Source organism: Flagellimonas rhodophyticola (assembly GCF_049332665.1).
Lineage (GTDB): Bacteria > Bacteroidota > Bacteroidia > Flavobacteriales > Flavobacteriaceae > Flagellimonas.
In genome coordinates, this window is sequence record NZ_CP186326.1 from 1,274,534 (window position 1) to 1,299,630 (window position 25,097).

Consider the following 25,097-nt stretch of genomic DNA (forward strand, 5'->3'; position numbering starts at 1 on the left):
TTTTCAAAAACTTTGGAATCTAGGAAATCCTCGTTTGCCCTATCCTGCTGAGGCATCGATAAATTGTTTATTGGTATATGGTTTAGTTATTATTTGGTAAAGCTTACTAGGAGTTGTTCATGATTGATCCTTTGGACCACACGACATAATCTTGCTTACATTATAAAGAAAATAAGGGATATTATAGATTACTTACCTTCATGCTTCTTAATTGAACAATCAATATTATATTCCTTGGCAAGAGTTAAAGAACTAAACACCATTAAATCCTATCTCATAGGCTGGCTTATAGCAAGCCTCTTATGGAGATTATTTAGGGATACAGATTTGAGCACTGAACGCTTTACCCAACTGTTCACTTTGGAAAGCTTCTTCATATTCATTGCACTTTGGCTGACAATGGGATTGCTCTTTGGTTTAATACATATAGCCATGACCAAATTTGTAGTTGGAAGGGTCAAATATTATCAGTTGGTACTTTTCAGGATATTTCTACAATTGACTGTTTTTATTGGTATCATGATAGCCCTAATCAATTTACTAAGGGTTCTTTTGGATGTCGAATTTCCGGATTCTACATGGGGAATATTGAACAGCCTATCGCTGTTTGTTGCTTGCATCTATATTTTGATCATCAATTTTTGCATTGGCTTTGTTATGTACATTAGTTCAATAGTTGGAAAAGAAAATCTCAAAAAAATCCTTTCAGGAAAATTTTATACGCCTTTGGTAACTGAAAAGGTTTTTATGTTTATTGATCTTAGGGGCTCAACTCAATTGGCAGAAAGATTAGGACATATTGCCTATAGTAAGCTAATCCAAGACTGTTTCAGTGATTTGGTGGTCGTACATAATTATCACGCTGAGATTTACCAATATGTTGGTGATGAAGCTGTGCTTACTTGGGATGTGGACAATGCAGTTCGTTTGAATAATGGAATTAAAGCTTTTTTTGCCTTTCAAAAGCGATTACATGATAGATCAGAACATTATCTATCAACTTATGGCGCAGTTCCTGACTTTAAGGCTGGAATGCACGGTGGAGTTATATCTATGACTGAAGTTGGGGAGTTAAAACGGGATATTGCATATCATGGTGACACCATAAACACCGCTGCAAGACTTCAAGGTGAGTGTAATAGATTGAATGTAAATCTGTTAATTTCTGAAAGCCTTTTAGGGAGTTTAGATTTAAAGAAAGAGTTTAAATCTACCCTTATGGGTAAAATGCAACTAAGGGGAAAAAATGCTGCAATCAATGTTTATTCATTGGAGGAGGCTGCAAAATAGAAATATTCAATGCAATTATTTAATCAAGGTAAGAATGAATTATTCTTCTAAAAGCCAATATCACGATGCGTTTGCATCGATGGTCAAAATTACAATGAGGGACGGAGATGCTTCCGAAAGCGAAATTATTTTCTTAGAGCATTTGATGTATAAATTAAGCTTGGATGAAACAGAATATGAGTTTATCATGCAGAACTACATGAAATATCCTATAACTGCTCCTTATTTACATGATGAACGAATTAAAGCCCTTTTTGAGTTGGGAAGAATTTTAAACGCCGATGAAAGGATTACGGGTGCTGACCAAAAAAGGTGGCTTACTAGGGTAGGAAGGGCAATAGGGTTTGAACCAAATTGTATTGAGAATATCAGCACAAGGGCCTTATCACTCACTGAAGAGGAAATTGATTTTGCCGGATTCAACAAAGAAATAGAGGTTGTTTTGTCCGACTGTGGAAAAAACGATCAAAGAATGGAATAGGTAAATTCTACCATGTGCGGCCTATCACCCTTGATCATTAAATTTGTATTGGGTATTTGGGGTGATTGTTAATGGGTTACTAAATATTTTTATTCCTTTTAATTAAATTAGTTTTCCGTATTTTAAAAAAGAGTATTCCTTTCATGGAATTCGTACGACGCAACTATTTGAATTCATTTTCCGGCAATAATGGCTGTAATCAAATTATGGGAAATCTAAAGGGACTGACAAATACCGATTTGCAGTTTGCTACCATAAATGAAACTAGAATGGCCTGTAAAGAGATGAAGCTCTCCAGCACATTCCTGACCTTACTCCGTGAAACAAATCAGTACAAAATAACCAAGCTGAATCTGACCCTAATGGACTCAAATGGAAAAGTGCTGCTGTTATTTAAAAAAATAGATTGACAAATCTCCAATCTCGACCAAATAATGACATTTGGGATTTTATGTCTGTACTAAATTAAAAACACCAACATCATGGGAATCAAGAGAAGCTTATTTCTATCCATTGCGGTAGTACACTCATGTACCCTATTTGCTCAACAAAAAATTACACTAAAAAATAGGGTTCAGGAAAAGATACTTAATAGTAATACAGGAATTGTGCTGGTCAAAACGTCTGGGGCCGTCTATGGAATTGGCCCGGAAAGGCAAACTGTTATCTGGGAGAATGAAAGAATAGGAGAATTCGACTTTAGCCGGTATTACGAGATTCCGCTTACACCATATGTTTTTTTTGAAGATAAGCCCTTGATCAATTCCAAAATTCTTTCCAAGGCTCTTAATACAAAAGGTATTTCACGTGCTATTGTGGATGTAACGACTGGGAAAATTATTTTCGATTCTAGCGAGAACGGATTTCAGGCCGTTTTCAACACACTGCTATTGCCAGAACAGAAAGCGGTTTTGGTAGATGGCAAGACAGAAGAAGGGTTCGGCATTGGTTTGTTCGATTTCGAAACGGGGAATCAAATATGGATGACCAATGTAACGAGTGATTTTTTTACCAGAACAAAAGGTGCCATCCTAAACGAGGAGAAAGTCCTTTTAGATGCCGATCAGAACATTTTTTGGTTGAAAAACAGACACTTGCTGAAAATAGATTTTAAAACGGGAAGTATTGCATACGATAAAAAGGGAATCACCAGTATTTTATTTAATGATGAAGCAAACAAACTCTATATATCCTCAAACTTCATAAATGGCAAAAAACTTAATCAGGAAACTACCATAATCGCAATAGACCCTAAAACAATGGATAGTTTGTGGTCAGGACCACAAGTACGAGTCGTTGGCAACATTTTAGAAACTACTTTGGATAAAAACCAATTAGTGGTAATTACCTCCAAAGGTTTTAATATCATCAACCCTGAAAATGGAAAGAAAAAATGGGGTAAATCGGACCCTCTACCCTTGATAAAAAAAATCGTCCCTACTTCCGATAGCTATTTGGTAGTTCAGGAAAACCTTTTAACGCGAATCGACCAGTTTGGTTATAACACGTGGGATGCCCCATTGAAGATTACATATTCCAGTAATGAAAATCCGGTGTATATTTTTGACGATGACCCATATGCGCTATATATAACACCATCAAGAGCAAATAGGGTAGAAATTGAATCTGGACAAAAAATATGGAAAGAAGACCTTACCCTATTTGATGCCGATTTCGTCAATAGAAATTTAAAACTTCAATTGCCCTATCATCGCGTATGGTTCAATCCCGAAACCGGACAGTTTCCGGTATATAGCGAAAACAGCTTCTATCTTTTCAATAATCGAGACAGCGTGGCACCACAATCGTTGCAAGAGGTTGATTTCGGAAGAAAATTCCCGGAACTTAAAATTAGGGAAAACACCTACCTTTTGTTCGAAAGCAATACGTTCTACCTTTTCGATTTCTCAGGAAACCTGATTTATAAAAAGGAATACCCGGCCATTAAATCTGGCTCCTTTGTTCGTAGGTCTTTTCGTGACTCTTTCTACTGGCTCAAAAGAGGTTTTCAAATTACATCCGCCACATTGCTATTCGCTCCAACCCAGGCAAACAGAGCACTCAAAAATACCATCGTTTCCAATAATTTAGGTGTTTTTGGCACAGGGGTTTCGGGTATATACGGAACGTATCATTCGTATAGCCGGGGCATAAACAGCTTGACAAATTTCGATATAGATTTGGGTTCTAACCTGGAGTACGTCTTTAAAAGAATGCGTAAAAGCAGAAAAAATGATGACAGTATGATTATAGCAGTACCCGATGAAGGGAAAATACAGATTATCAATTTTCAAATCGATACTGGGGCTGAAGAGCTCCTGAAAAAAATTGACTCTGGGAACAATAAACTTATTATTGACGAGATTGAAAGAATATTATATTCTTTTGATGGCAAAGAAATTTACATTGAACGGTTGTGACTTTTTTTTGTCTATTTCTTATCTATCAGTTTGAATTCTTCAAATCCACCTTGAGCAATCTAGGTGCTATAATCAGTTGTGCCCAAGCCCAATTATTGGTATTGTCATTTGGCCTGCCACCCTTTATCAAACTCATACTTTCAGAAGCGAACATATGGGAATACCCTACATTGAACTTCAGTGCTTTGGATATCACTCCTGTATAGACAACATCCACTTCGGTGCCCAGATATTTGTCTGCATCGTTCAATAAGTTGGCATTTGATAAAAAATAATGTGCCTTAAGCAGAATAGTTGATTTTTCCCCGGTCGTAAAAACCACTTTCCCATAAAAATCGTTTAGACCTACATTATTGGCATGATTGCCAACATAGAAGTAATCCATAAAACCGTTGAATTTGTGGTTGGTTCCATAGAGAGGGAAAAAGGATTTATTTTTACTATCTCCGTTCTGGTCAGTACCACTCAATAGCTCCAGCCCAATCCCGTATAAGGTATTTTCAGATTTGTAACTTGCTTCAAGCAGAAATTGGTAAGCACTTAAATCTGTAGTGGCATTTGCATTTCCAAACTGATAGTATAAACTACCGCTAAGGTTCACATTATCAATTGGAAATTTGAAATAAGAGCCTGCTGTATGTCTATAAAATACACCATCAGGTTCATCTTCATTGACTCCAGTAAATTTTTGAAAGCCTGTATTCAAGAACAAGAAGCTGACTGAATTTCTTTCCCAAGTCTTTTTAAGGTATGCATATTGCATTGCCTTATACGTAAAAAAGCCCTGAATATTAAACGCAGTACCATCATTAACTTGACCCTCTTGGTTAAAGGCAAAACCAAGGTCCATATCAAATCCGTCATCCGTGAATTTCAATAATGCGGCATCATGAAACCTGCCCTGCATAGCCCAGTCCAAACCTCCAAAAATTCGTTGATCATCATAGGAAATTACCTGCCTCCCCGCTTTCAAGGACCACTCATCATTTAAAAACACCTGACCCCAAGCCTGAAACAAAGAAAACGAATCATTGCCATCGACTGGCAAGATTTGCCGTGTATCTCCCCAAGTACTTACATCTTGAACACTGAGGAATATTTTAAACAGCTCTTCTTGATATCCTATGTTAAGTCTGGAACGCTGAGCTACAAAGGCTGCAGGATCAGCATCATTTGGAAATAAATTGTTGAATCCATGACGATATTCAAAACGAGCTCTTAAATCAGCGTCTACGGTAAACTGACAATAAACTTCACAAAATGAGAATATTGATAAAAGAAAAAGGATGACAAAGTTTTTTCTTATTAGGTTCATGGTCTACTAGTTTTGGTGTTTACTTGACTAAAAATAGAGTACGGAAAATCTTCACCTAAAACCGCAATAAACCGTTTCCATATCCTTTTTAAATATACAAATTTTGATGTCCGGGTCTTTGCATTTATTTCATATAAAATCAAGTTGATTGGAAACTTTTAGAATTGAATATGGTACAACACTATAAATGGTCATATTTTCAAGTACAATACTGTTAAAGTTTGAATAAGCTATAAGATGTTTTTATTAAAAATTGATATGGCTATCCAAAGTCTGGTCAACTTCTGTATGGATAAAGCTTGCCTGATAGTTACTATTGTTTTTCTACTAAATACCTTGGAAAATCTGATGTGCTTTCACAACTAATCTGTTCCATTATCTGTTGCAACTGTGTTTTAAGAATGGAAATGGTATGATTGCCACCATTTTTACCAAGAGCTGCCACGCCATACATAAACGAGCGACCCATAAAGGTAAATGCCGCCCCACTGGCCATACACCGTGCAATATCCGGCCCTGAACGGATGCCGCTGTCCATCATCACCGTGATTTTATCACCATACTTGCCAGCAATCCTAGTCAAGGGTCGAATGGATGACTCACCTGCATCCAGTTGTCGCCCCCCATGGTTTGAGACAATAATGCCATCAAGACCCAATTCAATCGCTTTTTCTGCATCGTCTTCTGTAGCAACTCCTTTAAGCACTAATTTGCCTTTCCAAAGATCTCTGATTGCGGCTATTTTATCTACATTCATACGTTTACTGAAGGTCTGGTTCATAAACTCACCGAGCTGCTTCAAGTTGAGGTCTTTGGGCATATAGGGTTTGAGAACTTCAAAATTAGGCTGACCATAACGCAACGTATTAAAAGCCCATTGTGGTTTGCCTAATATTTGAAGAATATTGGCCACTGACATTTTAGGTGGCATGGAAAGCCCATTTTTGATTTCCTTGGGACGAAACCCAAATGTTGGTGTATCGCATAGCAAAACCATAACCGGACAACCTGCAGCCTCCGCGCGTTTGATTAAATCGTTACGTACCTCTTCTTCGGTTGGGTGGTATAATTGGAACCAAGCGTTACCCTCTGTTACTTCGGAGATTCGTTCAATGCTTGAAGTGGTAACCGTACTAAGAATAAAGGGAATGTTGTTTTCAAATGCTGCTTTGGCCAATATTTCGGATGAATTGGGCCACATTAGTCCTTGAAGTCCTACAGGAGCAACCCCAAAAGGAGCATTGTAATTCTTTCCAAAAAGTTGAGTGGTTAAACTGGCGCCATTAAATTTTTCTAAATAACGCGGAAGTAATTCAACCTTTCTAATTTCAGTTGTGTTTTTTTTTAAGTTTACCTCTTCATTACATCCACCATCCAAATACTCAAAAGCAAACCTAGGAATTCGTTTTTTAGCCCTATTCCTTAAGTCGTCAATGGTAGGATATTTAGTATTGTATTCCAAATTCTTATTTATTTGATTCCAATAACTCGATCTATACTTTAAATACTAAAACCGTAGTGTATAGTCTGAAATTTTTGCTGAATACTCGTTTCCATACACACCCTTAGGTAACCCATCATCATAAGGAGATGGTGCAGTCCATTCACTTTTGACACCTTCAATGACCAATGTTCCCTCAGGTTGCATATCAGCAAAGGCATATAATGGATCTTTGTAAGTGGCCATATTAGGCAGCCATTTGTATTGCTCGTACATCTCTTTGGGATAGCGCTCAGTATTCTTATATTTATCTTCCATCCATTGATATGACATGCTGTTGATTTCAACATAATCAATTCCATTTTGATGATGATGGAAATCTAAGTGATTATGGCCGTTCATACAGCAAATAATCTTTTCTTTATGGACTTCCATTATTTTCTGAAGGGTCAATCGGTTTTTTACACCCCACTGGTAATGCCACAAACTTTGATGCGAAAATACAATGGTCGGTAATTGGGTAGCTTCAAGATCTGCCTTAAACCATTCTATTTGTTCATTGTTAATGTAGGTTCTGTAATCACTGTTTACATAGAAATTCGATTTTTCATAATCAATAAATTTTCCATCTTGATACAAAAAATTCGCATCAAGAACAATGAAGTGGTAATTATTAAAATCAAAAGAGTAATACGTTTTAGGCATGCCCCAGAAATCTAACATTTCCTGCTTGGAATTTCTATCCATATCATGATTGCCCAAAACATGATATTTAGGCCCTTTAAAGGTTTCCCATATTTTTAGAAATTCTTGGTTTCTTGGATCCGCCATACAAAAATCGCCCATTTGGATAATAAAATCGACTTGTCTATCAATAGCTTCGGAAATAAATTTCTCCAAGCGTGCATCAGCATCCGGCATCAAATCTTTGTGTACATCGGCCACAATACCAAACCTAAGTGGTTTGTTATTCTCTTTAATTGATGGTTTAAATGATAAAAGCGTCGGCATGAGAAAAGACCCGGCCGATACTGGACCAATCAAGTTCATAAAATTTCTTCGCTTCATGTTTTAATTAATTCGGTTAATGTTATTTCATCAATCTTTATCACTTTATTTCTTATGCACCTGATTCTAATCGAAAAACCTCCTTCATTAACACCCATTTTTCGTTGGGCTTTGCCATTGGTAACGCTTTTTGATAGGTCCACATTAAATCTTCCCATTCTTTAACTTTTGGATTTTTTGAATCCATTTGTTGTTTTCTCTCAAAAGTAAAAGAAGAATCCACCTCCATAATCATAAACAGTCTATTCGCTATTCTATAGATTTCCATGTTTTGGATTCCAGAATCTTTGATACTTTGTATTATTTCCGGCCAGACTTTTTTATGATGTTCTTCATATTCATGGATAAGATTATCATCATCCACTAAATCCACGGCCAAGCAGTATCTTTTATTGTCTTTCATTAGCTATTCATATTTTTTAAAGACATGGTGACCATACCAACTAATATATATAAAGCAAAGCATGGGTAATATAAAAGAGAAGTTTACCTCTGAGACCCCTAAAATTTTGATATCGGCAACACCATTTCCTCCAAGATCAATAATCATTCCCTGAAGTTTAGGCATTAAAGCACCACCAACGATGGCCATAATCAAACCGGCAGAACCTACTTTGGACTGATCTTCAGTAAGATTACCCAGAGCAATACCGTAAATGGTGGGAAACATGAGGGACATGAACATGGAAATTCCAACAATGCAATACAGCCCTACGATTCCTTTTACAAGAATAGCTCCAAGGGTACACAACAAAGCCATGATGGCAAATAATTTCAGCAATTTACCTGGACTCATAAACCTTAATAGATAGGTTCCTATAGCTCGGCCTACTACAAATACAATAAAAGCAGCCATTTGATAATATCCAGCGGTTACACTATCCATTCCTATGGCTTCTGCATATTGGTAGATGTATGTCCAGCACATGATTTGTGCCCCTACATATAAAATTTGGGCCAATACACCCATTACATATTTCTTGTTTTTGGATAATGTTTTAAAAATCATCCCAATACTTGGTATACCATCCTTGTCTCTGGCTTGCGGCATTTTACTAACAAGAAAAACAACAAAAATTATAGATATGACCAATCCCAAAATCACATATGGATCCCGAATGACCAATAAGTCCGAGGTTCTCACTAAAGTTTTGGCTGCCTCATCCAGCGCACTAAAATCTTCTATATCATCGGATTGTAGATTTTTGAGCACAAATTGCTGGGCAACAAAGAGCCCCCCTATCAAACCTACAGGGTTAAATGCCTGTGCAAGGTTTAAGCGTTGCGTAGCGGTTTCTTTGGCTCCCATGGCCAATGCGTATGGGTTTGCAGCGGTTTCCAAAAATGCCAACCCAAAAGTCAGTATGTAAAGACCTAAACAGAAAAACCAGAATTTTTCGGTTATGGCTGCTGGATAAAACATAAGTGCACCAACAGCGTATAAACCCAAACCTATAAGAATGCCAACTTTATAAGAATACTTTCTCATAAAGAGTGCAGCCGGTAATGCCATACAGAAATATCCCCCGTAAAAGGCCATTTGCACCCAAGCGGCTTGTGAATTTGAGAGCTCCAGCACCTTCTTGAACGCTTGTACCATGGGATCAGTGACCGCATTTGCAAAACCCCAAAGCGCAAAAAGGGAGGTGACTAGGATAAATGGAAAAAGTACTTCTTTGGATACTATTTTTGGTCTACTCATAATTTTAATTGCTTGGTTTGGTTAATGCTCTATCCAAATGGGTGTAGCCGCCATCAACATAAATGAGCTGCCCTGTTGTATGGCTTGATTTTTCCGAAAGCAAAAAAACCACTGCATTGGCAATCTCCTCCGCAGAGGTCATCCGGTTTTCCAAGGGTATTTTATCTGTAATTTCCTTCAATTTTTCCTCAGGATTTTCGAATGTTTTGACCCATCTTTCATATAATGGGGTATAGCACTCAGCAACAATCACCGCATTCACCCTAATTGCGTACGGAAGTAATTCTACTGCCCACTCACGGGTAAGGGAGTTTCTTGCTCCGTTGGCAGCTGCATATCCAGAAGTGCCTCCCTGACCGGTAACCGAGGTTTTAGAGCCAATATTTACAATACTTCCACCACTTTTTTTCAATTCTGGAAGGGCGTGATGGGCCATCAAGTAATAGTGCCCTACATTACGCTCCAAAGAGCGTTTAAAATCTTCATAATTGCCATGCTCCAATCCAACCCCATCATTAACACCTGCATTGTTGACAAGCCCATCTATTCTCCCAAATTCTTTCACTACTTTTTCAATTGCGTTCCTGCATTGTTCAGGATTTGTGAGCTCTGCTAGGGCATAAAAGGCCTTTCCTCCTTTTTGTATAATTGCATCAACGGCTTTTTGTACATCATGTTCTTTTCGGCCAATAATTACAGGGACAGCTCCTTCATCTGCAAGCACGTTACAAATACCATTTCCAATGCCCTTGTCTCCTCCTGTAACCACTATTACTTTATTCTGTAATCCTAAATTCATAATACTTATTTGGTCAATACTCCTATTTCGCCAAAAGAAACCCTTGGGTCTTCTCCATGAATTTTGAGTGCCTTTAATTTAATATATCTCCCTGACAATGCTTCAAAAGATACCTTTTGTTCAATTCTATTGTTGACCACATTCCCAAACTCACCTTTTGCAGCTGTTTTCCAATTCTTGTTATCCACACTGACCAAAAACTCATAATGGGTTATTATGCCAAATGGATAGCGTATTTGTATGGGCCAATATGTAAAGCCCCTCAACTCGAAGGATTTACCCAAATCTATTGTAATTTCCGGTGTCTTTTGGTCTTCTTTGTCCGTTGCCCAAAATGTATGGGGGTTTCCATCCATTAGTTTTTCTGCATCTTCCAAATTCCCTGAAGAAGCAGCTATTACGTGCCATTCCTTTTTAGCAATATCAAAATATTGGTTTGCCGGTTGGGTTTGTTGTCCGCTATCTGTATCTACAGCTATCGCCTTTATAGTAGCTGGTTCTTTCAAAGAAAAGGGCTTTGTATATTTTGAAGATGATGTTGTTGGGTCACTGCCATTCGTTGTAAAATAAATATCAACCTTATCATCTGGCACGCTAATGGAAACCATTCCATCTCGATTTCTTGAAAAGACCGGTTCAACCAAAAGTACCGGGGCTCTGTATAGTTCCAGATTTGAAAGAGTTACAGGTCCTTTCGAATCAAGTATTTCTACCTGTATTTTATCTGCTTTTACAGTTTCAAATTGAAGAATACGCTTATTGCCAATGGTGGTCTGCTCATCAATGGTTTTCAATTCACCACTCACCTCTGCGCTAACCTTAAATTTTTTAACTCGTTGTCCCAAAGGAATATATTCCTGCAAAACAATACGATTGACCTCTGTAGGTTCTTCAAAAGAAACAGTAATGGATGCTTGGGTTACACCATCATTGGTGGCCCAATAGCTTTCCTTATCACCATCAATAGCATTTTTCGCGGAAAAAGCGGAGTCATTGCCACGTACATCTGAAGCAACAATAGTCTGTCCCTGTTCCAATTCATTTGCAAAATCTTTGTCAATTTGTTGTTTCAAAGCCAATAATTGCTCAACGTCCTTTTCATGAACAAGGCCTCTATCATCTACCGGTAGGTTTAATAAGAAATTGCCGTTCCTTCCTACGGACTCATAAAAAGTCTGCACCAATCGTGGTAACGTCTTTACTTGGTGGTCTTCACGAGGATGGTAATACCAACCTGGACGAATTGAAGTATTTACTTCAGCTGGAAGCCAATGCGTGCCATCTTCATGCCCTGATCGCAATTCTACATATCTAGGCCAACCCGGATGTATCTCATCCCTACGCATAACACTCCAGTTGGTTTCATTTGCCCAACCTTCTTCATTTCCTACCCATCTAACATCTGGCCCACCATCACTAAATATGACGGCATTAGGCTGTAATTCCCGAACCATTTTGGTGGTTTTGGGCCACTCGTAATAGGTTTTATTATCAATTTTACGGGTTTCATTTGCTCCTCCATAATACCCCGACCCTCCATTGGCACCATCAAACCAAACTTCAAACAATTCACCATAATTGGTCAAAAGCTCTCTCAGTTGTTCGTGAAATAGTTGCACATATTCAGGTTTGCCGTAATGTTCATTATTGCGGTCCCATGGAGAAAGGTAAAGCCCCAATTTAAGGCCATACTCTTTACAGGCATCTGCCAAATCTTGAACCAAATCACCCTGACCGTTTTTCCAGGGTGAATTTTTAACGGAATGTTCTGTGGTTTTGGTTGGCCATAAGCAGAAACCGTCATGATGTTTGGCGGTAAGGATAATACCTTTCATTCCAGCTTCTTTGGCCACTTTGGCCCATTGACGCGTATCTAATTGTGTTGGATTAAACTGTGCTGGTGTCTCCCCTCCTGTACCCCATTCCATGTCGGTAAAAGTATTCATGTTAAAGTGGATAAAAGCATAATACTCCAGCTCATGCCACGCCAATTGACGTTCCGAAGGAACAGGACCAACAGGCTCGGGAGGAATTTGACTGTTACACGATACGGATAAGATTATTGCTCCTGCTATAACAAATTGGAGTATTTTTTTCATAACTACTGCTTACCTATGTTTATTTTTTGGTTGGGTAATGGGATTATTTGTCCGGATTCCTTATCGGAAGGCATTTGTGCGTTTACCTTAATGAGGTATTCTGATAGTATTTGTGCCATTTCCCTTGTCTTTTCCGCTTGAGTTGGTGCCATGTTTTCGGTTTCTCCAATATCGTTGGTGATATTATACAACTCCATATGTTGATCTTGGTGAAAATAAATCAACTTCCAATCTCCCGATCTTATGGCGCTAAAAGCTCCAATACCAGGACCTTCAGGTCCCCATTCGTTAGGGTAGTGCCAAAACAATGGTCGCTCTTCTTCATTGGCCACTTCACCTTTTAAGATTGAGGTAAAGCTTTTTCCATCAATGGTTTGAACTTTATTGCTATCTGAAATTCCTGCCATTTCTAAAATGGTGGGATAAAAATCTTCAATAATCACATAGTCATCAGTTGATGCCCCTGGTTTTATGGTTCCTGGCCATTTGACCAGCATTGGTTCCCTTATGCCTCCTTCATAGATGGAACCTTTTCCACTGGCCAGAGGCCTATTATGGGTGTGCGGTTCACCACCTCGGGCAACAGCGCTCAATCCACCATTATCTGACATGAAAAGGATGATTGTATTGTCCTCTAGCTGATTTTTTTCTAGATAATCCATGATGTCGCCCAAACTTTTGTCCATTCCTTCGACCATGGAAGCATATTTTGCTTCTGTAGAATCTAATCCTGCATCCACATACTTTTGAAAATATCTTTTATCCCCCATAATTGGAGTGTGAACCGCATAATGCGACATATACAGGAAAAAGGGTTTCTTGCCTTTAACGGAATCCAAAACATTTAAAGATTCTTGTGTAAGTGCCTCGGTCAGGTAGATATCCTTTCCATGATATTTTTCGAGCCCGGGAACAGCCCAAACTTCTTTGTCTTCTTTACCATTCCCAAAATTCTCTGTACCAAGATAACTTTCCGGTGCACCAGCTGCATGTCCAGCTATGTTCACATCAAAACCCAGGTTTAACGGATTATCCCCCGGTGTCCCAATAGCCCCAAAATGGGCCTTGCCTGTATGTATGGTGTAGTACCCTGCTTCCCGAAGTAATTTGGGTAATGGAGTTGCGTGAACCGCTTTGGGGTCACCTTCAACGGGGCTCATTCCATTAACATTCCATTCTGGAAAACTTAGCGTAGGATGATTTGTCTCCATGGGTTGAAGAGCATCCTTCATAAGCGTCCAATTGGTAACTCTATGCCTAGCTGCATTCATTCCTGTCATAAGGCTCACCCTTGTAGGAGAGCATACAGGAGTTGCATAGGCCTGGGTGAACTTCATGCCTTCTGCCGCCAAACGTTCCATGTTTGGGGTATGATATAAGTCATTATATTCGGTTCTTTGGCTCCAAAAAGGAACGGAGGTATCCTGCCAACCCATATCATCTACCAAAAAAAGAATAATGTTTGGTTGTTGTGGAATTTGCTTTTCAACTTCTCCGCACGAGCAGAGTGTAATCAACAAGCATAAGAATCCAGAAAAATTACTGCTCCGCATTTTTTATTGCTTCTAAGATTGGTTTTCCTCTCCAAAATTCTGGTGTTTTTAAACCTAGTATATACGCTATTGTAGCTGCCGTGTCATAAGTGACAACACTGCTCTCCAATTTTCCTTTGGAACTTATATTCTTCCCATAGATTATCCATGGAATTTCAACTTCCAACAAGGTTTTACCTCCATGTCCTTTCCCTACACCTCCGTGATCGGAACTAAATAGTATCACAGTGTTCTCCATCAAGTTATTTTCTTCAAGAGCGCTTAAAATTTTTCCGACCAAGGCATCAATTTTTTCCACTTCCTTATAATACTCTGGGGTATCATGTCCAATATTATGCCCTGCTCCATCTGGTTGGTCAAAATGTATAAAGGTTAGTGAAGGTTTTTCTTTTAAGATAAATTCAATGGCCTTTTGCATAGTTTCTTCATCGGTTTTCCCATTGAAATCGATGTCGACCATGTTCTTTTCAAAAAGATATCCAATACCTCCCCAAGAGTAGGAAACTCCTTTTTTTGTTTCTGGTAGTTGTTGGTGCACCAAGCTAAAAATAGTGGGGTATATGTTCCCATCGCCAATAATCTTTGAGGGTAATTCTGGCGTTTTACTTCCCCATTCCGTATACCCATGTAGCTCAGGTCCAGACCCCATGATCATGGATGCCCAATTTACGGCACTGGATGACGGCAGAACTGATCGTGCCTCAAGGGTATATGATCCATTTTCCATCATCTTTCTTAAATTGGGAACCTTAGCTTTTTTGAAGGCATAAGCCCCAAAACCATCAGACCCGATCAATATTACATGATTCGCCAAAGGTTTTGCTTGTTCTTGACCAATACAACATAAAACGCTGCCAAAAACAAGGAGCATAAAAACAAGTGATTCTTTTTTGAGATTCATCTTTAAGTATTCAATTACTTTCTATTACAGCTCCATCTTCACGATATAAATCCACCTCCTTGTCCAATAATAAGGCAAGTACGGTCATGTGGTCATCCAAAACATGTTCTGGAATATCTATATAGGTGATTCCTGGGTAATGGCTCCAATACACTTTACCAACTACTTTATGGGACAGTTTTGTTCCATTGCCCACCACCCAAATCCGATTGATCTTATTTTTAAGTCCGCGAACCACAATTTCACCATTGGGATTGCCCTTAACAAAAAGGTACAATGTTTTTTTATCTTTTGATAAGGTTGTAGGTCCATAGAAGTGCTCTTTGGGAATGCCCGCCCTTGATCCATAAATAGCCTCTTTGTGTTTAGCGGTCCAGTCTCCCAACTCACTAAGGATATTTACCTGTTCTTTTGGAATGGTTCCGTCGGCTTTAGGGCCTATATCCAATAACAGATTTCCACCATTGGAAATAACATCGGAGAAAATTCCAATAATTTGATCTGGGGTTTTGTAATCATGGTCGTTTTTCTGAAAACCCCATGAATTGTTTATGGTCATACACAACTCCCAGTATTTGTCCTTAGGTCTGGTAATGGGCATTCCTTGCTCTGGTGTTGCATAATCCCCATTTCCTTGTAATCGGGAATTCAAAATTGTATTGGGATTTTTCTCAAAGAGCATATTTCTTACTTTAGGCACTTCCCATTCTTCAGAACTATGTTCCCAATCTCCATCAAACCAATATAGATCAGGGTCATATAGGTTTGCTATTTCCTTTAATTGTCCTTGGTAGTATTTTAAGAATGTATTCCATCGTTTTGGATCTTCCTTTGTTTTGTATCTAAGAGAATCCCTTAAAAAGTGAGTATAATCTCCATAAGACCAATCTGGAAGGGAGTAATATATTCCAACCTTTAGGTTGTTTTTGCGAAGGGCTTTTACAAATGGACTCAATACGTCTTTTTTGGCAGCTGAACTCTTGACAGCGTTGAAATCCCCATACTTAGAGTTCCATAGTGCAAATCCATCATGATGTTTTGATGTAATCACTGAATATTTAGCCCCACTTTTTTTGATAAGCTTAGCCCAAGCTTCGGGATTATAATTTTTGGCGGTGAATCCTTTGGTTTGTTTCAAATAATCATCATGTGAGATGTAGCCATTGTAAAATGACCAAGATTCATCAATCCCATTTACAGCGTATAGCCCCCAATGGATAAAAATGCCCAGTTTTGCATCTTGAAACCATTGCATTTTTTCATGGTTAACCTTAGAGGTATCACTTTCTTGAGCTTTCAAGGCAGTTACCATGAACAATGATGACAAGATAATCGTAAATAAAACCCTTATAGGTATTTGGCTGCTTTGCATACTCAAGGAATTAATTTGAGGTTTTTGTTCAATTGTATTTGTTTGCTCTTGGGTATTTTGACCAATATTTTTTGGTTACCATATTGAATGGCAATCTCCTTTTTTTCATTCGCTTTAAGTGTCACTTGTGTCAATTCACCATCTTTCCATTCCAAATCGACTGTAATATTCCCTCTTGCTTTAAGACCGGTTATCGACCCATTCTTCCATTTTTGGGGTAGTGCGGGCAATAACCTTATAAATCCTTCGTGGGATTGAAGCAGTAATTCTACCACTCCAGCAGTATACCCAAAATTCCCATCAATTTGGAAGGGTGGGTGCATGTCAAACAAATTATCTGCCAACGAAATTTGTAAGAATTTATCAATATTTTCTTGAGCCGAGACTGCATCGAGCAAGCGGCCGTTCATATTGATTATCCAAGCTCGGCTCCAACCAGTGCCTGCACCTCCATGCTCAAGGCGATAATCTATTGTTTTTTGTGCGGCAGTAAATGCCTTGGGATTACTTTCCACAATATCATCACCTGGATGCAGTGCATATAGATGAGAAATATGACGATGACCTTTTTCCGGCTCGTCATAGGGTTCATTCCATTCCAAAATACGTCCATCCTCTCCTATTAGCACACCTGGATGTAAGTTTCGTCTTTTTTCCCTCACTTCTTTTACAAGCGAATCTTGGATTCCCAAAATTTTTGAAGCTTCCAAAAAGTTATCAAATACCTCTCCTGTTATTTGATGTCCCATAGCACTTCCATAGGAAACTGCTGCAGATTTTCCGTTGGGTGCGATATATGAATTTTCCGGAGATGTTTCCGGAGCTGACACCCATTTTTTGCTCTTCTTATCCCATATCAACCAATCCAAATAGAAAGCTGCCAAATCTTTAAGCACCGGATAAGCTCGTTCCTTAAGAAAAACAGCATCCTTCGTAAATTGATAATGCTCCCAATAATGTTGTGCACACCATCCTCCCCCATGAATCCATGAGCCCCAATAGGCTCTTTCTGCCCGCATAAAAGGGGTGGCCCAAAGATCGGTTGTATGATGGGCCATTGTTCCTCGATTGATTCCGTATTGTACTTTAGCTGTAGTTTTTCCTCTTTCCAACACCCGGTCAATCAAATCGAAAAATGGTTGGTGCAATTCACTCAGATTGGTGACCTCTGCCGGCCAATAATTCATCTGTAAGTTGATGTTCAGGTGATAATCAGCATTCCAAGGAGCTTCAATATGATCGTTCCAGAGTCCCTGTAGATTGGCAGGGTTGGTATTTGGGCGTGAGCAGGCAATTAAAAGATAGCGTCCAAATTGAAAAAGAGTAGCTGCAAGCGCATTATCATTTTCTCCTTTTTTTATTCGTTCCAATCGCTGGTTAGTTGGTATTTTGTCCAATTCATGGCCTCCCAAATCAAAAGAAACCCTTTTATACAGTTCCTGATAATCCACTATATGATCAGACAAAAGCGATTCGAAGGGTTTTCTCAGAATTTTCGATAGGGTTTCGTCATTCTTTTTCACATAGTTTTCACCATTATAAAAAGAGGTGTTGGCGACTATAAAAAGCAGTGCTTTTTTCACTCCCTTCAGTACTATTTTGCCATCCTTGGCCAGAACCGTCCCTGAATTATTTATTACTTTCAATCGCGTTTCAAAACGCACCCCATAGTCTATCGATAATGGTTTTGAGAATCTTTTTCCACCATTTTGGGTTACCATACCCTTCATACTAATTTCACTAGGGGTTGGGTTGACCATTTTGACCGTAGGCTGGTCATGGTCTTTAGGTCGATCCAATCTCAATTCAAGATTCAATCCATCTTTAGCGGTTGTGGTCAATTCAATTACCAAAGCATCATCTGGATGTGATGCGAATACTTTTTGAGTGTATTGTGCTTGGTTCAGCCTATATGAAATGGTGACCAGTGCTTTGTTAAGGTCAAGTTCTCGCCGATAATTGGAAATGTCGCTCTCCCCTTCAAAATCAATATATAGATCTCCCATAGTCTGATGGGAACGTAGAATAGTTTTGTTTGAGAATTTTTCTACAATAAGGCTATCAACTTGCTCTGTTTTTCCCTCTTCCAACAATTGTCTCAAAAGGGTAAGATCAGCGCTGTTTCCCTTACTGCTTTCCCAATCGGGACCACCGGCCCACATAGAATCTTCATTCAGTTGAATCCTCTCGTTATGAGGGTCGCCAAACACCATGGCTCCCAAACGACCATTTCCAACGGGCAAGGCTTGCATCCATTCTTTTGCGGGTTCTGAATACCAAAGTACATTTTGGGAATCTTCGGCATCTTGGGCCCGAACTAACGCATTGCTGCATGCGAGTATAATCAAACCGGCAATTAGAGTGCGTACGTTCTTAATTTTTTTGACTATCTGAATGAGGTTTCCCATGTTATAAATTATAGAATTCTTGTGCATTCAGACCCATAACCTGGTTTTGAACCTCTTCTGAAAATTGTTTTAAATAGGCATCGAGAATGGACAATACCCTTGGGTACGAAGCAGAAAGCAAACAAACGGGCCAATCGGATCCAAACATGATTCTATTTGTAGCGAAGGATTTGAAGACGACATCGAGATATGGATGAAAATCCTCATTTTCAAAGGCATTCTGGCTAGTCTCGGTTACCATACCTGATACTTTGCAATAGACATTCTTAAAGGAACCAAGTTGCTGGATGCGATGCTCCCACTTGCTATCAATATTTCCATTGATAACAGGTTTTGCAATGTGATCAAGTACAAAACGTTGTTTGGGAAACATTTTGACCAATTCAACTGCAGCGGGCAGTTGTTTTGGATATATTAAAATGTCATAGGTGAATCCATAAGTCTCAAGTTTAGATATTCCCCGTAAGAAATTTGGCTTAAGCATGAAATGGTCATCGGCCTCATCCTGCACAATATGTCGCAACCCTTTTAATTTAGGGTATTTTGAATAGCTGTCGAGTTTCTGCTCGATATCTTGGGAGCATAAATCCAACCAACCAACCACGCCTAAAACAAAAGGATTTTCTTTTGCACATTGTAGCAGGAAGTCGGTTTCTTTTTCAGATTGGTCGGCTTGGACCGCTACACAACCATCCATCTGGGCATGTTTAAGTATTGGAGCCAGATTTGAAGGTAAAAAGTCTTTTTTGATAACCTCCATTTGCGGATTGATCCAAGCATGGGTAACCGGATCATAATTCCAAAAGTGCTGGTGGCTATCAATTCTCATATCATTCAAATGCTATTATATGTTGTTTTGAAGTTCCTAGCCCATCTATTCCCAGTTCCACTACATCCCCTGGGTTAAGATATTTAGGAGGGTTCAACCCCAATCCTACACCAAAAGGGGTGCCGGTGGATACCATATCGCCTGGCAATAGCGTCATAAACTGGCTGATATAGCTCACCAGTTCTGGAATATTAAATACAAAATCAGAGGTATTGCTGTCTTGCATGGTCTCACCATTCAATTTTAACCATAGATCAAGGTTATGGGGATCTTCTATTTCATCTTTTGTGACCAAATATGGACCTAGGGGAGCAAAAGTATCACAGCTCTTTCCTTTTACCCACTGTCCTTCGCGCTCCAATTGGTATTCCCTCTCACTATAATCGTTGTGCAATACGTAACCAGCTATATGGGCCATCGCATTTTCTTCATCCACATAAGATGCTTTTTTACCAATAACAAAGGCCAGCTCCACTTCCCAATCGGTTTTTTGACTTCCTTTTGGAATGATCACATCATCATTTGGCCCAGCAATAGCAGAAGTGGCCTTGAAAAATAAAACGGGTTCTTTGGGCACATCCATACCACTTTCGGCTGCATGTTGCGCGTAGTTAAGTCCGACACAAACAATTTTGGATGGTCTTTTTATAGGTGGGCCTAGTCTTACATCCTCTTTTACAATAGGACATTCATGTCCATTTTTACCCAGCCAAGCTTCAAGTTGAGTCAGACCGTTGCCTCCAAAAAAATCTTCATCGTAGTCATTAACAAAACCGCTTACATCCAGTCTGGTTTTATCATTAAGCTCAACACCCGGTTTTTCATTGTCCTTAGCACCAAATCGTATGAGTTTCATATAGGTATTATTTTATTCTTAGCCGTTTAGTTTTATAAAACCTCCATCAATTGGGAAATCTGTCCCAGTGATAAAGGATGCTTCTTCAGAACACAGATAAAGCGCTAAAGAGGCTACCTCATCTGGTTTGGCCATTCGACCAATGGGTTGTGTCTTTGAAAGTTTTTCAAACATTTCTTTTTCTTCTCCTGGATAATTTTTAGCTATAAAATTATCTACAAAAGGGGTATGTACCCTAGCAGGTGAAATACTATTGCAGCGAATACCGTGACCTATATAATCCATTGCAATGGAGTATGTCATTGTCAATACTGCTCCTTTAGTCATGGAGTAGGCAAACCTATCTGAAATACCAACCGTGGAAGCTATGGACGCCATATTAAGAATAATCCCCGTTCCCTGTTTTTTCATTTTTGGAATACATGCATAGATGCAGTTATAGACTCCCTTAATGTTTACTTGATATAGCCTGTCTAGGTCATTTTCAGTAGTTGCTTCAATATTGCCCACATGCGCAATCCCGGCATTGTTGATCAATATGTCCAAAGAATTTTTAGCTGCTATACCTTGAACAGTCTCCTTTACTTGGCTTTGATTGGCAACATCGCATTCATATACTTGTGCCTGACCTCCCCTTTCCAGAATTTCATCGACCACCTCTTGGGTTTTCTCCAATTGAAAATCCAAAATATGGACGCTAGCTCCGGAAGAAGCAAACTTCTTGGACAAGGACTCTCCAATGCCACTGCCTCCACCAGTAATTATTACCGTTTTGTCTTTATAATTATAAGATGCCATTATTTAAGGGTAATTTCTATTATAGTGTCTATGGAATCCAATCTGGACTCAGGGATTTGGATTGATAAACCGCTCTTATTCTTTTTATAGTTTACAGGGATTTTATCCTTATAAAACTTTATTCCTTTTATCTTTTTATTGAAATCTTTTAGGAATACCTCCGTTTCACTTGCATCCAAAAGATGAAGGAATACTATCTTACCCTTTTGGGTAGAGGCCATTTTATCCGAAGGAGGAATTGGCCCTTGCGTGGTTCCATAGATTGTTTCCCCATTTACCCGCATCCATTCTCCAACTTTTTTTAGGGATTCCTTATGTTCTTCTTGAATCTTACCATTGGGCATTGGGCCAACATTCAATAAAAGATTACTTCCATGTCCCGCAGCTTTGATAACATACTGAACCAACTCTTTTTTTGATTTATGCTTTCTGTCCTGCAGATTAAAACCCCATGAACCGTTGATGGTTTCACAAACTTCAAAAGGCAGATTTCCTACATCGGAAGCATCGGTGCCCCAGCCTGTGGTATTTTTTCCTGGCAAATCCTTTTCAAACATTTGAAAATCCTCACCTTCAATTGGTGCCAAGTGATGATTGTTACCAATCAAACATTGCGGTTGTAGGTCATGAATCAATTTGTAGATTTCATCATAATGCCAATTAACATTTAATTTACCGAATTTTTTTCCATCCCAGTCTTTCTGGTCCCAGTGTCCATCAAACCAAATACCTGCTATTTCACCATAATTGGTCAACAACTCTGTGAGTTGAACTTTCATAAAAGCTATGTACTTATCCCATTCCCCAGTTTCTGACCTTCCGGGTATTTCAGCACCCGTTCTTCCCCTTGGAAAGTAATTATCATCGCGCCAATCTAACAGTGAATAGTAAAAAAATAGTTTTATGCCCTCAGCCCTGCATGCATCAGCCAAATCTTTCAATACATCTTTCCCATAAGGTGTCCTATCCACAATGTCATAATCAGTAGCCTTAGTATCAAACATTGAAAAGCCGTCATGGTGCCTACTTGTAATGGTAATGTATTTCATTCCGGCATCTTTTGCCATTTTCACCCATTCCTTAGCATCATATTCAATAGGGTTAAAGAATGTGGGCAGTTTCTCATAGGCCTTTATAGGAATCTTTTGGGTTTGCATAACCCATTCACCATCTCCCAATATGCTATAAACCCCCCAGTGAATAAACATACCAAACTTGGCATTCTGAAACCATTGCCTGGCTTCTAAATTTGATTGCGATGGAGTATAATTTTCCTGTCCTTGACCAAAGGTCATAGTACCGGAAAGCAACAAAATAAAAAGAAACTTAAGGTGAGTTTTCATAACAGTTCTGGTTTTGACATTTTTCTCCAGACTTCTCCTTCTGGAAAGGTGTATTGCTCCATTGAATCGGGCTTCATTTCAATACTATAACCCGGAAGGCTTGGAGGCATATATGCGCCATTTTCAATGACAACGGGGTCAATAAAATGTTCATGTAAATGATCAACGTATTCAATGACCCTGTCTTTCATGGTACCGCTTATACAGATAAAATCGACCATGGAAAGGTGCTGAACGTATTCACAGAGGCCAACTCCACCCGCATGGGGACAAACAGGTATTTCAAATTTTGCCGCCATTAGTAGAATGGCCAATATTTCATTTACACCACCAACCCTGCAGCTATCAATCTGACAAACCTCTAAAGCTTTTGCTTGCATCAACTGCTTAAAAATAACCCTGTTCTGGCAATGTTCGCCAGTGGCAACTTTTATGGGCGCTACAGCTTCCGCTATTTTTGCATGTCCTAAAATATCATCTGGACTAGTGGGTTCTTCAATCCACCAAGGGTTGAATTTTTTCAGTTGAGCCATATTTTGAATGGCTTCCTGAACATCCCATTTTTGATTGGCATCCATCATTAATTTAAGATCGTCACCAATTTCTTCCCTAATAATTGCCGCTCTGCGCATATCGTCTGCCAAGTCTGCGCCTACCTTCATCTTCAAATGTTTAAAGCCCGCTGATTTAGCCTCTTGGCACAAACGCCTCATTTTTTCATCGGAATAGCCTAGCCAACCGGCAGAAGTTGTGTAGGCAGGATATCCATTTTGAAGGAGGTATTCTATTCGTTCTTTTTTATTTTCCTCCTGCTTTTTTAATAGCAGTAATGCCTCTTCTGGGGTAATTACATCGGTTATATAGGTAAAGTCAACACAGGAAACCAGTTCTTCTGCTGTCATTTCTGCCAAAAGCCGCCAAAGTGGTTTACCTTCTACTTTTGCATATAGATCCCAAACGGCATTGACCAAGGCGCCGGTAGCCAGGTGAATAACCCCTTTCTCTGGCCCCAGCCAACGTAATTGGCTATCACTAGTTATCATTTTCCAGAATCCCGCCATATCGCTGGTAAAACTTTCCAAGGTCTTACCCACAACAAGGTGGGACATAGATTTTATGGCGCTTACACAGATTTCGTTACCTCTACCTATGGTAAAAGTAAGGCCATGACCTTCAAGACCTTTTATATGATCCGTTTCTAGTATTACATAAGCTGCTGAATAATCTGGGTCTGGATTCATTGCATCCGATCCGTCCAAATTCATACTTGTGGGGAAACGAATGTCCTTTACTTTTATATTGGTTATTGAAATATTCAGCATAGGATCACTTTACTTGACAAAGTTATTGTCGGGCATGTATCCCACCATGCATTATATTGCGCCTACTAATATTTTTTTTGCCAAGAAAGTCAGATTGTCTTATGTTGTCTTAGATATTCGGAAGGTGGAATTCCCATTATCTTTTTAAATTGGCGATTGAAATTCGAAACACTATTGTATCCGGATTCATAGCAAATCCGTGTAATATTATAATCATTTTCTGTTAACAATTTGCAGGCATAACCAACCCTTATTTCATTTAGGTATTCCTTAAAGGTTTTTCTATGTGTTTTTTTGAAATACCTGCTAAAAGCGGTAGGGTTCATATTTGCAATGGCAGCAACTTCCACCAATGTTATCGATCTATTAAAATTATTGAAGATGTATTGCAATACCCTATCCCTATTTATGTTGTAGCTCTTTTTAAAAGAGCTTAAATAACCTTTGCTTGACAAAAGAACCCTTTCGGTATGATTAGCAAGGCTGTTTAGTATCTCCAAAAATTGTATCAACTTTTCAAAAGATCTTTTTTTGGCAACTCTTTGATCAGCGCAATAACTTTGTGGTCCAGGCCTACAAACTTTATCCCCAAAATAGAGGTTTCAATCAAATCGGATACATTTTTTAGCTCTGGCGCATTTAGAAATTCTTTTCCCAAGAAATCTTTTTTGAAATGAATCGCATATGCCTCGGCAACTAAATTGGAAGAATCGGAAAAATATTTTTTATCATTTAACCACATATGTGGTAGATTTGGGCCAATTAGAATAACCTCACCCTCGGAGAATCGTTCAATACTGTCGCCTATAAACCTTGTTCCTGTACTTTTATGAATATAAACAAGCTCCAATTCAGGATGATAATGCCATATTCTTAAAAAATAGGGATAGCTGTTTTCTTTTATTGCAAACGAATTGTTTTCAATAATGCTCCTATCTAAGAACTGTAGCTTCATACTATAATTTATTATTCTACGGCACCTTCAATAACGGTGCTTCCATGGTAATAAGGTTGACCTTGGAATATATCTGCCCATTTTCAATTGGGTGTTTGAAGATAGTCGATTTTGGCAATGTAACGGACATTTTGCAATCCCATTA

General features: G+C 38.9%; 22 protein-coding genes. 4 read left to right on the plus strand and 18 right to left on the minus strand.

From position 1 onward, the window contains the following. Nucleotides 1-234 precede the first annotated feature (234 nt). From ACOKFG_RS05700 to ACOKFG_RS05715, 4 genes are all read left to right on the plus strand, one after another. Nucleotides 235-1,290, plus strand: coding sequence for an adenylate/guanylate cyclase domain-containing protein (locus tag ACOKFG_RS05700; protein WP_298793952.1), 1,056 nt, complete (start codon nt 235-237; stop codon nt 1,288-1,290). 34 nt (nt 1,291-1,324) lie between these two features. After that, on the plus strand, nt 1,325-1,771 hold the full coding sequence (locus ACOKFG_RS05705) for a hypothetical protein (RefSeq protein WP_298793953.1): 447 nt from the start codon (nt 1,325-1,327) through the stop codon (nt 1,769-1,771). A 143-nt stretch (nt 1,772-1,914) separates the two neighbouring features. Then, entirely contained in the window at nt 1,915-2,181 is a 267-nt protein-coding gene (locus ACOKFG_RS05710) for an META domain-containing protein (RefSeq protein WP_298793954.1), read from the plus strand. A 72-nt stretch (nt 2,182-2,253) separates the two neighbouring features. Next, the gene (locus ACOKFG_RS05715) at nt 2,254-4,191 is read left to right on the plus strand and encodes a hypothetical protein (RefSeq protein ID WP_298793955.1); all 1,938 of its coding nucleotides are present in this window, start codon (nt 2,254-2,256) and stop codon (nt 4,189-4,191) included. Between the two features lie 25 nt (nt 4,192-4,216). Here ACOKFG_RS05715 and ACOKFG_RS05720 read toward each other — a convergent pair whose 3' ends face one another. From ACOKFG_RS05720 to ACOKFG_RS05805, 18 genes are all read right to left on the minus strand, one after another. Further along, nucleotides 4,217-5,506 carry a hypothetical protein gene (locus tag ACOKFG_RS05720; protein ID WP_298793956.1) on the minus strand — a complete coding sequence of 430 codons (1,290 nt, stop codon included), beginning with the start codon at nt 5,504-5,506 and terminating at the stop codon, nt 4,217-4,219. A gap of 313 nt (nt 5,507-5,819) precedes the next feature. After that, on the minus strand, nt 5,820-6,968 hold the full coding sequence (locus tag ACOKFG_RS05725) for an alpha-hydroxy acid oxidase (protein ID WP_298793957.1): 1,149 nt from the start codon (nt 6,966-6,968) through the stop codon (nt 5,820-5,822). Between the two features lie 45 nt (nt 6,969-7,013). Next, nucleotides 7,014-8,015, minus strand: a complete 1,002-nt coding sequence (locus ACOKFG_RS05730; RefSeq protein WP_299488018.1) for a metallophosphoesterase — start codon at nt 8,013-8,015, stop codon at nt 7,014-7,016. Between the two features lie 52 nt (nt 8,016-8,067). Then, nucleotides 8,068-8,418: an L-rhamnose mutarotase gene (locus ACOKFG_RS05735; RefSeq protein ID WP_298793959.1), complete on the minus strand. Its 351-nt coding sequence runs from the start codon at nt 8,416-8,418 to the stop codon at nt 8,068-8,070. A gap of 3 nt (nt 8,419-8,421) precedes the next feature. Further along, entirely contained in the window at nt 8,422-9,717 is a 1,296-nt protein-coding gene (gene fucP / locus ACOKFG_RS05740) for an L-fucose:H+ symporter permease (protein ID WP_298793960.1), read from the minus strand. Nucleotides 9,718-9,721: 4 nt separating this feature from the next. Continuing rightward, nucleotides 9,722-10,516, minus strand: a complete 795-nt coding sequence (locus ACOKFG_RS05745) for an SDR family oxidoreductase (protein ID WP_422862010.1) — start codon at nt 10,514-10,516, stop codon at nt 9,722-9,724. A gap of 5 nt (nt 10,517-10,521) precedes the next feature. After that, nucleotides 10,522-12,615, minus strand: a complete 2,094-nt coding sequence (locus ACOKFG_RS05750) for an alpha-L-fucosidase (protein ID WP_299488011.1) — start codon at nt 12,613-12,615, stop codon at nt 10,522-10,524. Between the two features lie 2 nt (nt 12,616-12,617). Beyond that, nucleotides 12,618-14,168 (minus strand): sulfatase, encoded by a 1,551-nt coding sequence (locus ACOKFG_RS05755; RefSeq protein ID WP_299488009.1) that lies wholly within the window; start codon nt 14,166-14,168, stop codon nt 12,618-12,620. Continuing rightward, nucleotides 14,155-15,069: an alkaline phosphatase gene (locus ACOKFG_RS05760; RefSeq protein ID WP_298793964.1), complete on the minus strand. Its 915-nt coding sequence runs from the start codon at nt 15,067-15,069 to the stop codon at nt 14,155-14,157. Before ACOKFG_RS05760 ends, ACOKFG_RS05755 begins: the two co-directional genes overlap by 14 nt. Before the next feature lie 10 nt (nt 15,070-15,079). Then, a complete protein-coding gene (locus ACOKFG_RS05765; RefSeq protein WP_298793965.1) occupies nt 15,080-16,396 on the minus strand; it encodes an alpha-L-fucosidase in 1,317 nt (438 codons plus the stop codon). Nucleotides 16,397-16,443: 47 nt separating this feature from the next. Further along, complete coding sequence (locus ACOKFG_RS05770; RefSeq protein WP_422862011.1) at nt 16,444-18,849, minus strand: glycoside hydrolase family 95 protein; 2,406 nt, start codon at nt 18,847-18,849, stop codon at nt 16,444-16,446. Nucleotide 18,850: 1 nt separating this feature from the next. Further along, the gene (locus tag ACOKFG_RS05775) at nt 18,851-19,678 is read right to left on the minus strand and encodes an amidohydrolase family protein (protein ID WP_299488002.1); all 828 of its coding nucleotides are present in this window, start codon (nt 19,676-19,678) and stop codon (nt 18,851-18,853) included. A gap of 1 nt (nt 19,679) precedes the next feature. Beyond that, nucleotides 19,680-20,534 (minus strand): fumarylacetoacetate hydrolase family protein, encoded by an 855-nt coding sequence (locus ACOKFG_RS05780; RefSeq protein ID WP_299487999.1) that lies wholly within the window; start codon nt 20,532-20,534, stop codon nt 19,680-19,682. Nucleotides 20,535-20,552: 18 nt separating this feature from the next. Next, nucleotides 20,553-21,332, minus strand: a complete 780-nt coding sequence (locus ACOKFG_RS05785) for an SDR family NAD(P)-dependent oxidoreductase (protein ID WP_422862012.1) — start codon at nt 21,330-21,332, stop codon at nt 20,553-20,555. Further along, the gene (locus ACOKFG_RS05790) at nt 21,332-22,675 is read right to left on the minus strand and encodes an alpha-L-fucosidase (RefSeq protein WP_422862013.1); all 1,344 of its coding nucleotides are present in this window, start codon (nt 22,673-22,675) and stop codon (nt 21,332-21,334) included. The genes ACOKFG_RS05785 and ACOKFG_RS05790 overlap by 1 nt, the downstream gene beginning before the upstream one ends. After that, the gene (locus ACOKFG_RS05795; protein WP_422862014.1) at nt 22,672-23,997 is read right to left on the minus strand and encodes an L-fuconate dehydratase; all 1,326 of its coding nucleotides are present in this window, start codon (nt 23,995-23,997) and stop codon (nt 22,672-22,674) included. Before ACOKFG_RS05795 ends, ACOKFG_RS05790 begins: the two co-directional genes overlap by 4 nt. Before the next feature lie 89 nt (nt 23,998-24,086). Further along, nucleotides 24,087-24,323 carry a helix-turn-helix domain-containing protein gene (locus tag ACOKFG_RS05800; protein ID WP_422862180.1) on the minus strand — a complete coding sequence of 79 codons (237 nt, stop codon included), beginning with the start codon at nt 24,321-24,323 and terminating at the stop codon, nt 24,087-24,089. A 182-nt stretch (nt 24,324-24,505) separates the two neighbouring features. Next, nucleotides 24,506-24,952 (minus strand): cupin domain-containing protein, encoded by a 447-nt coding sequence (locus ACOKFG_RS05805; RefSeq protein WP_422862015.1) that lies wholly within the window; start codon nt 24,950-24,952, stop codon nt 24,506-24,508. Nucleotides 24,953-25,097 lie beyond the last annotated feature (145 nt).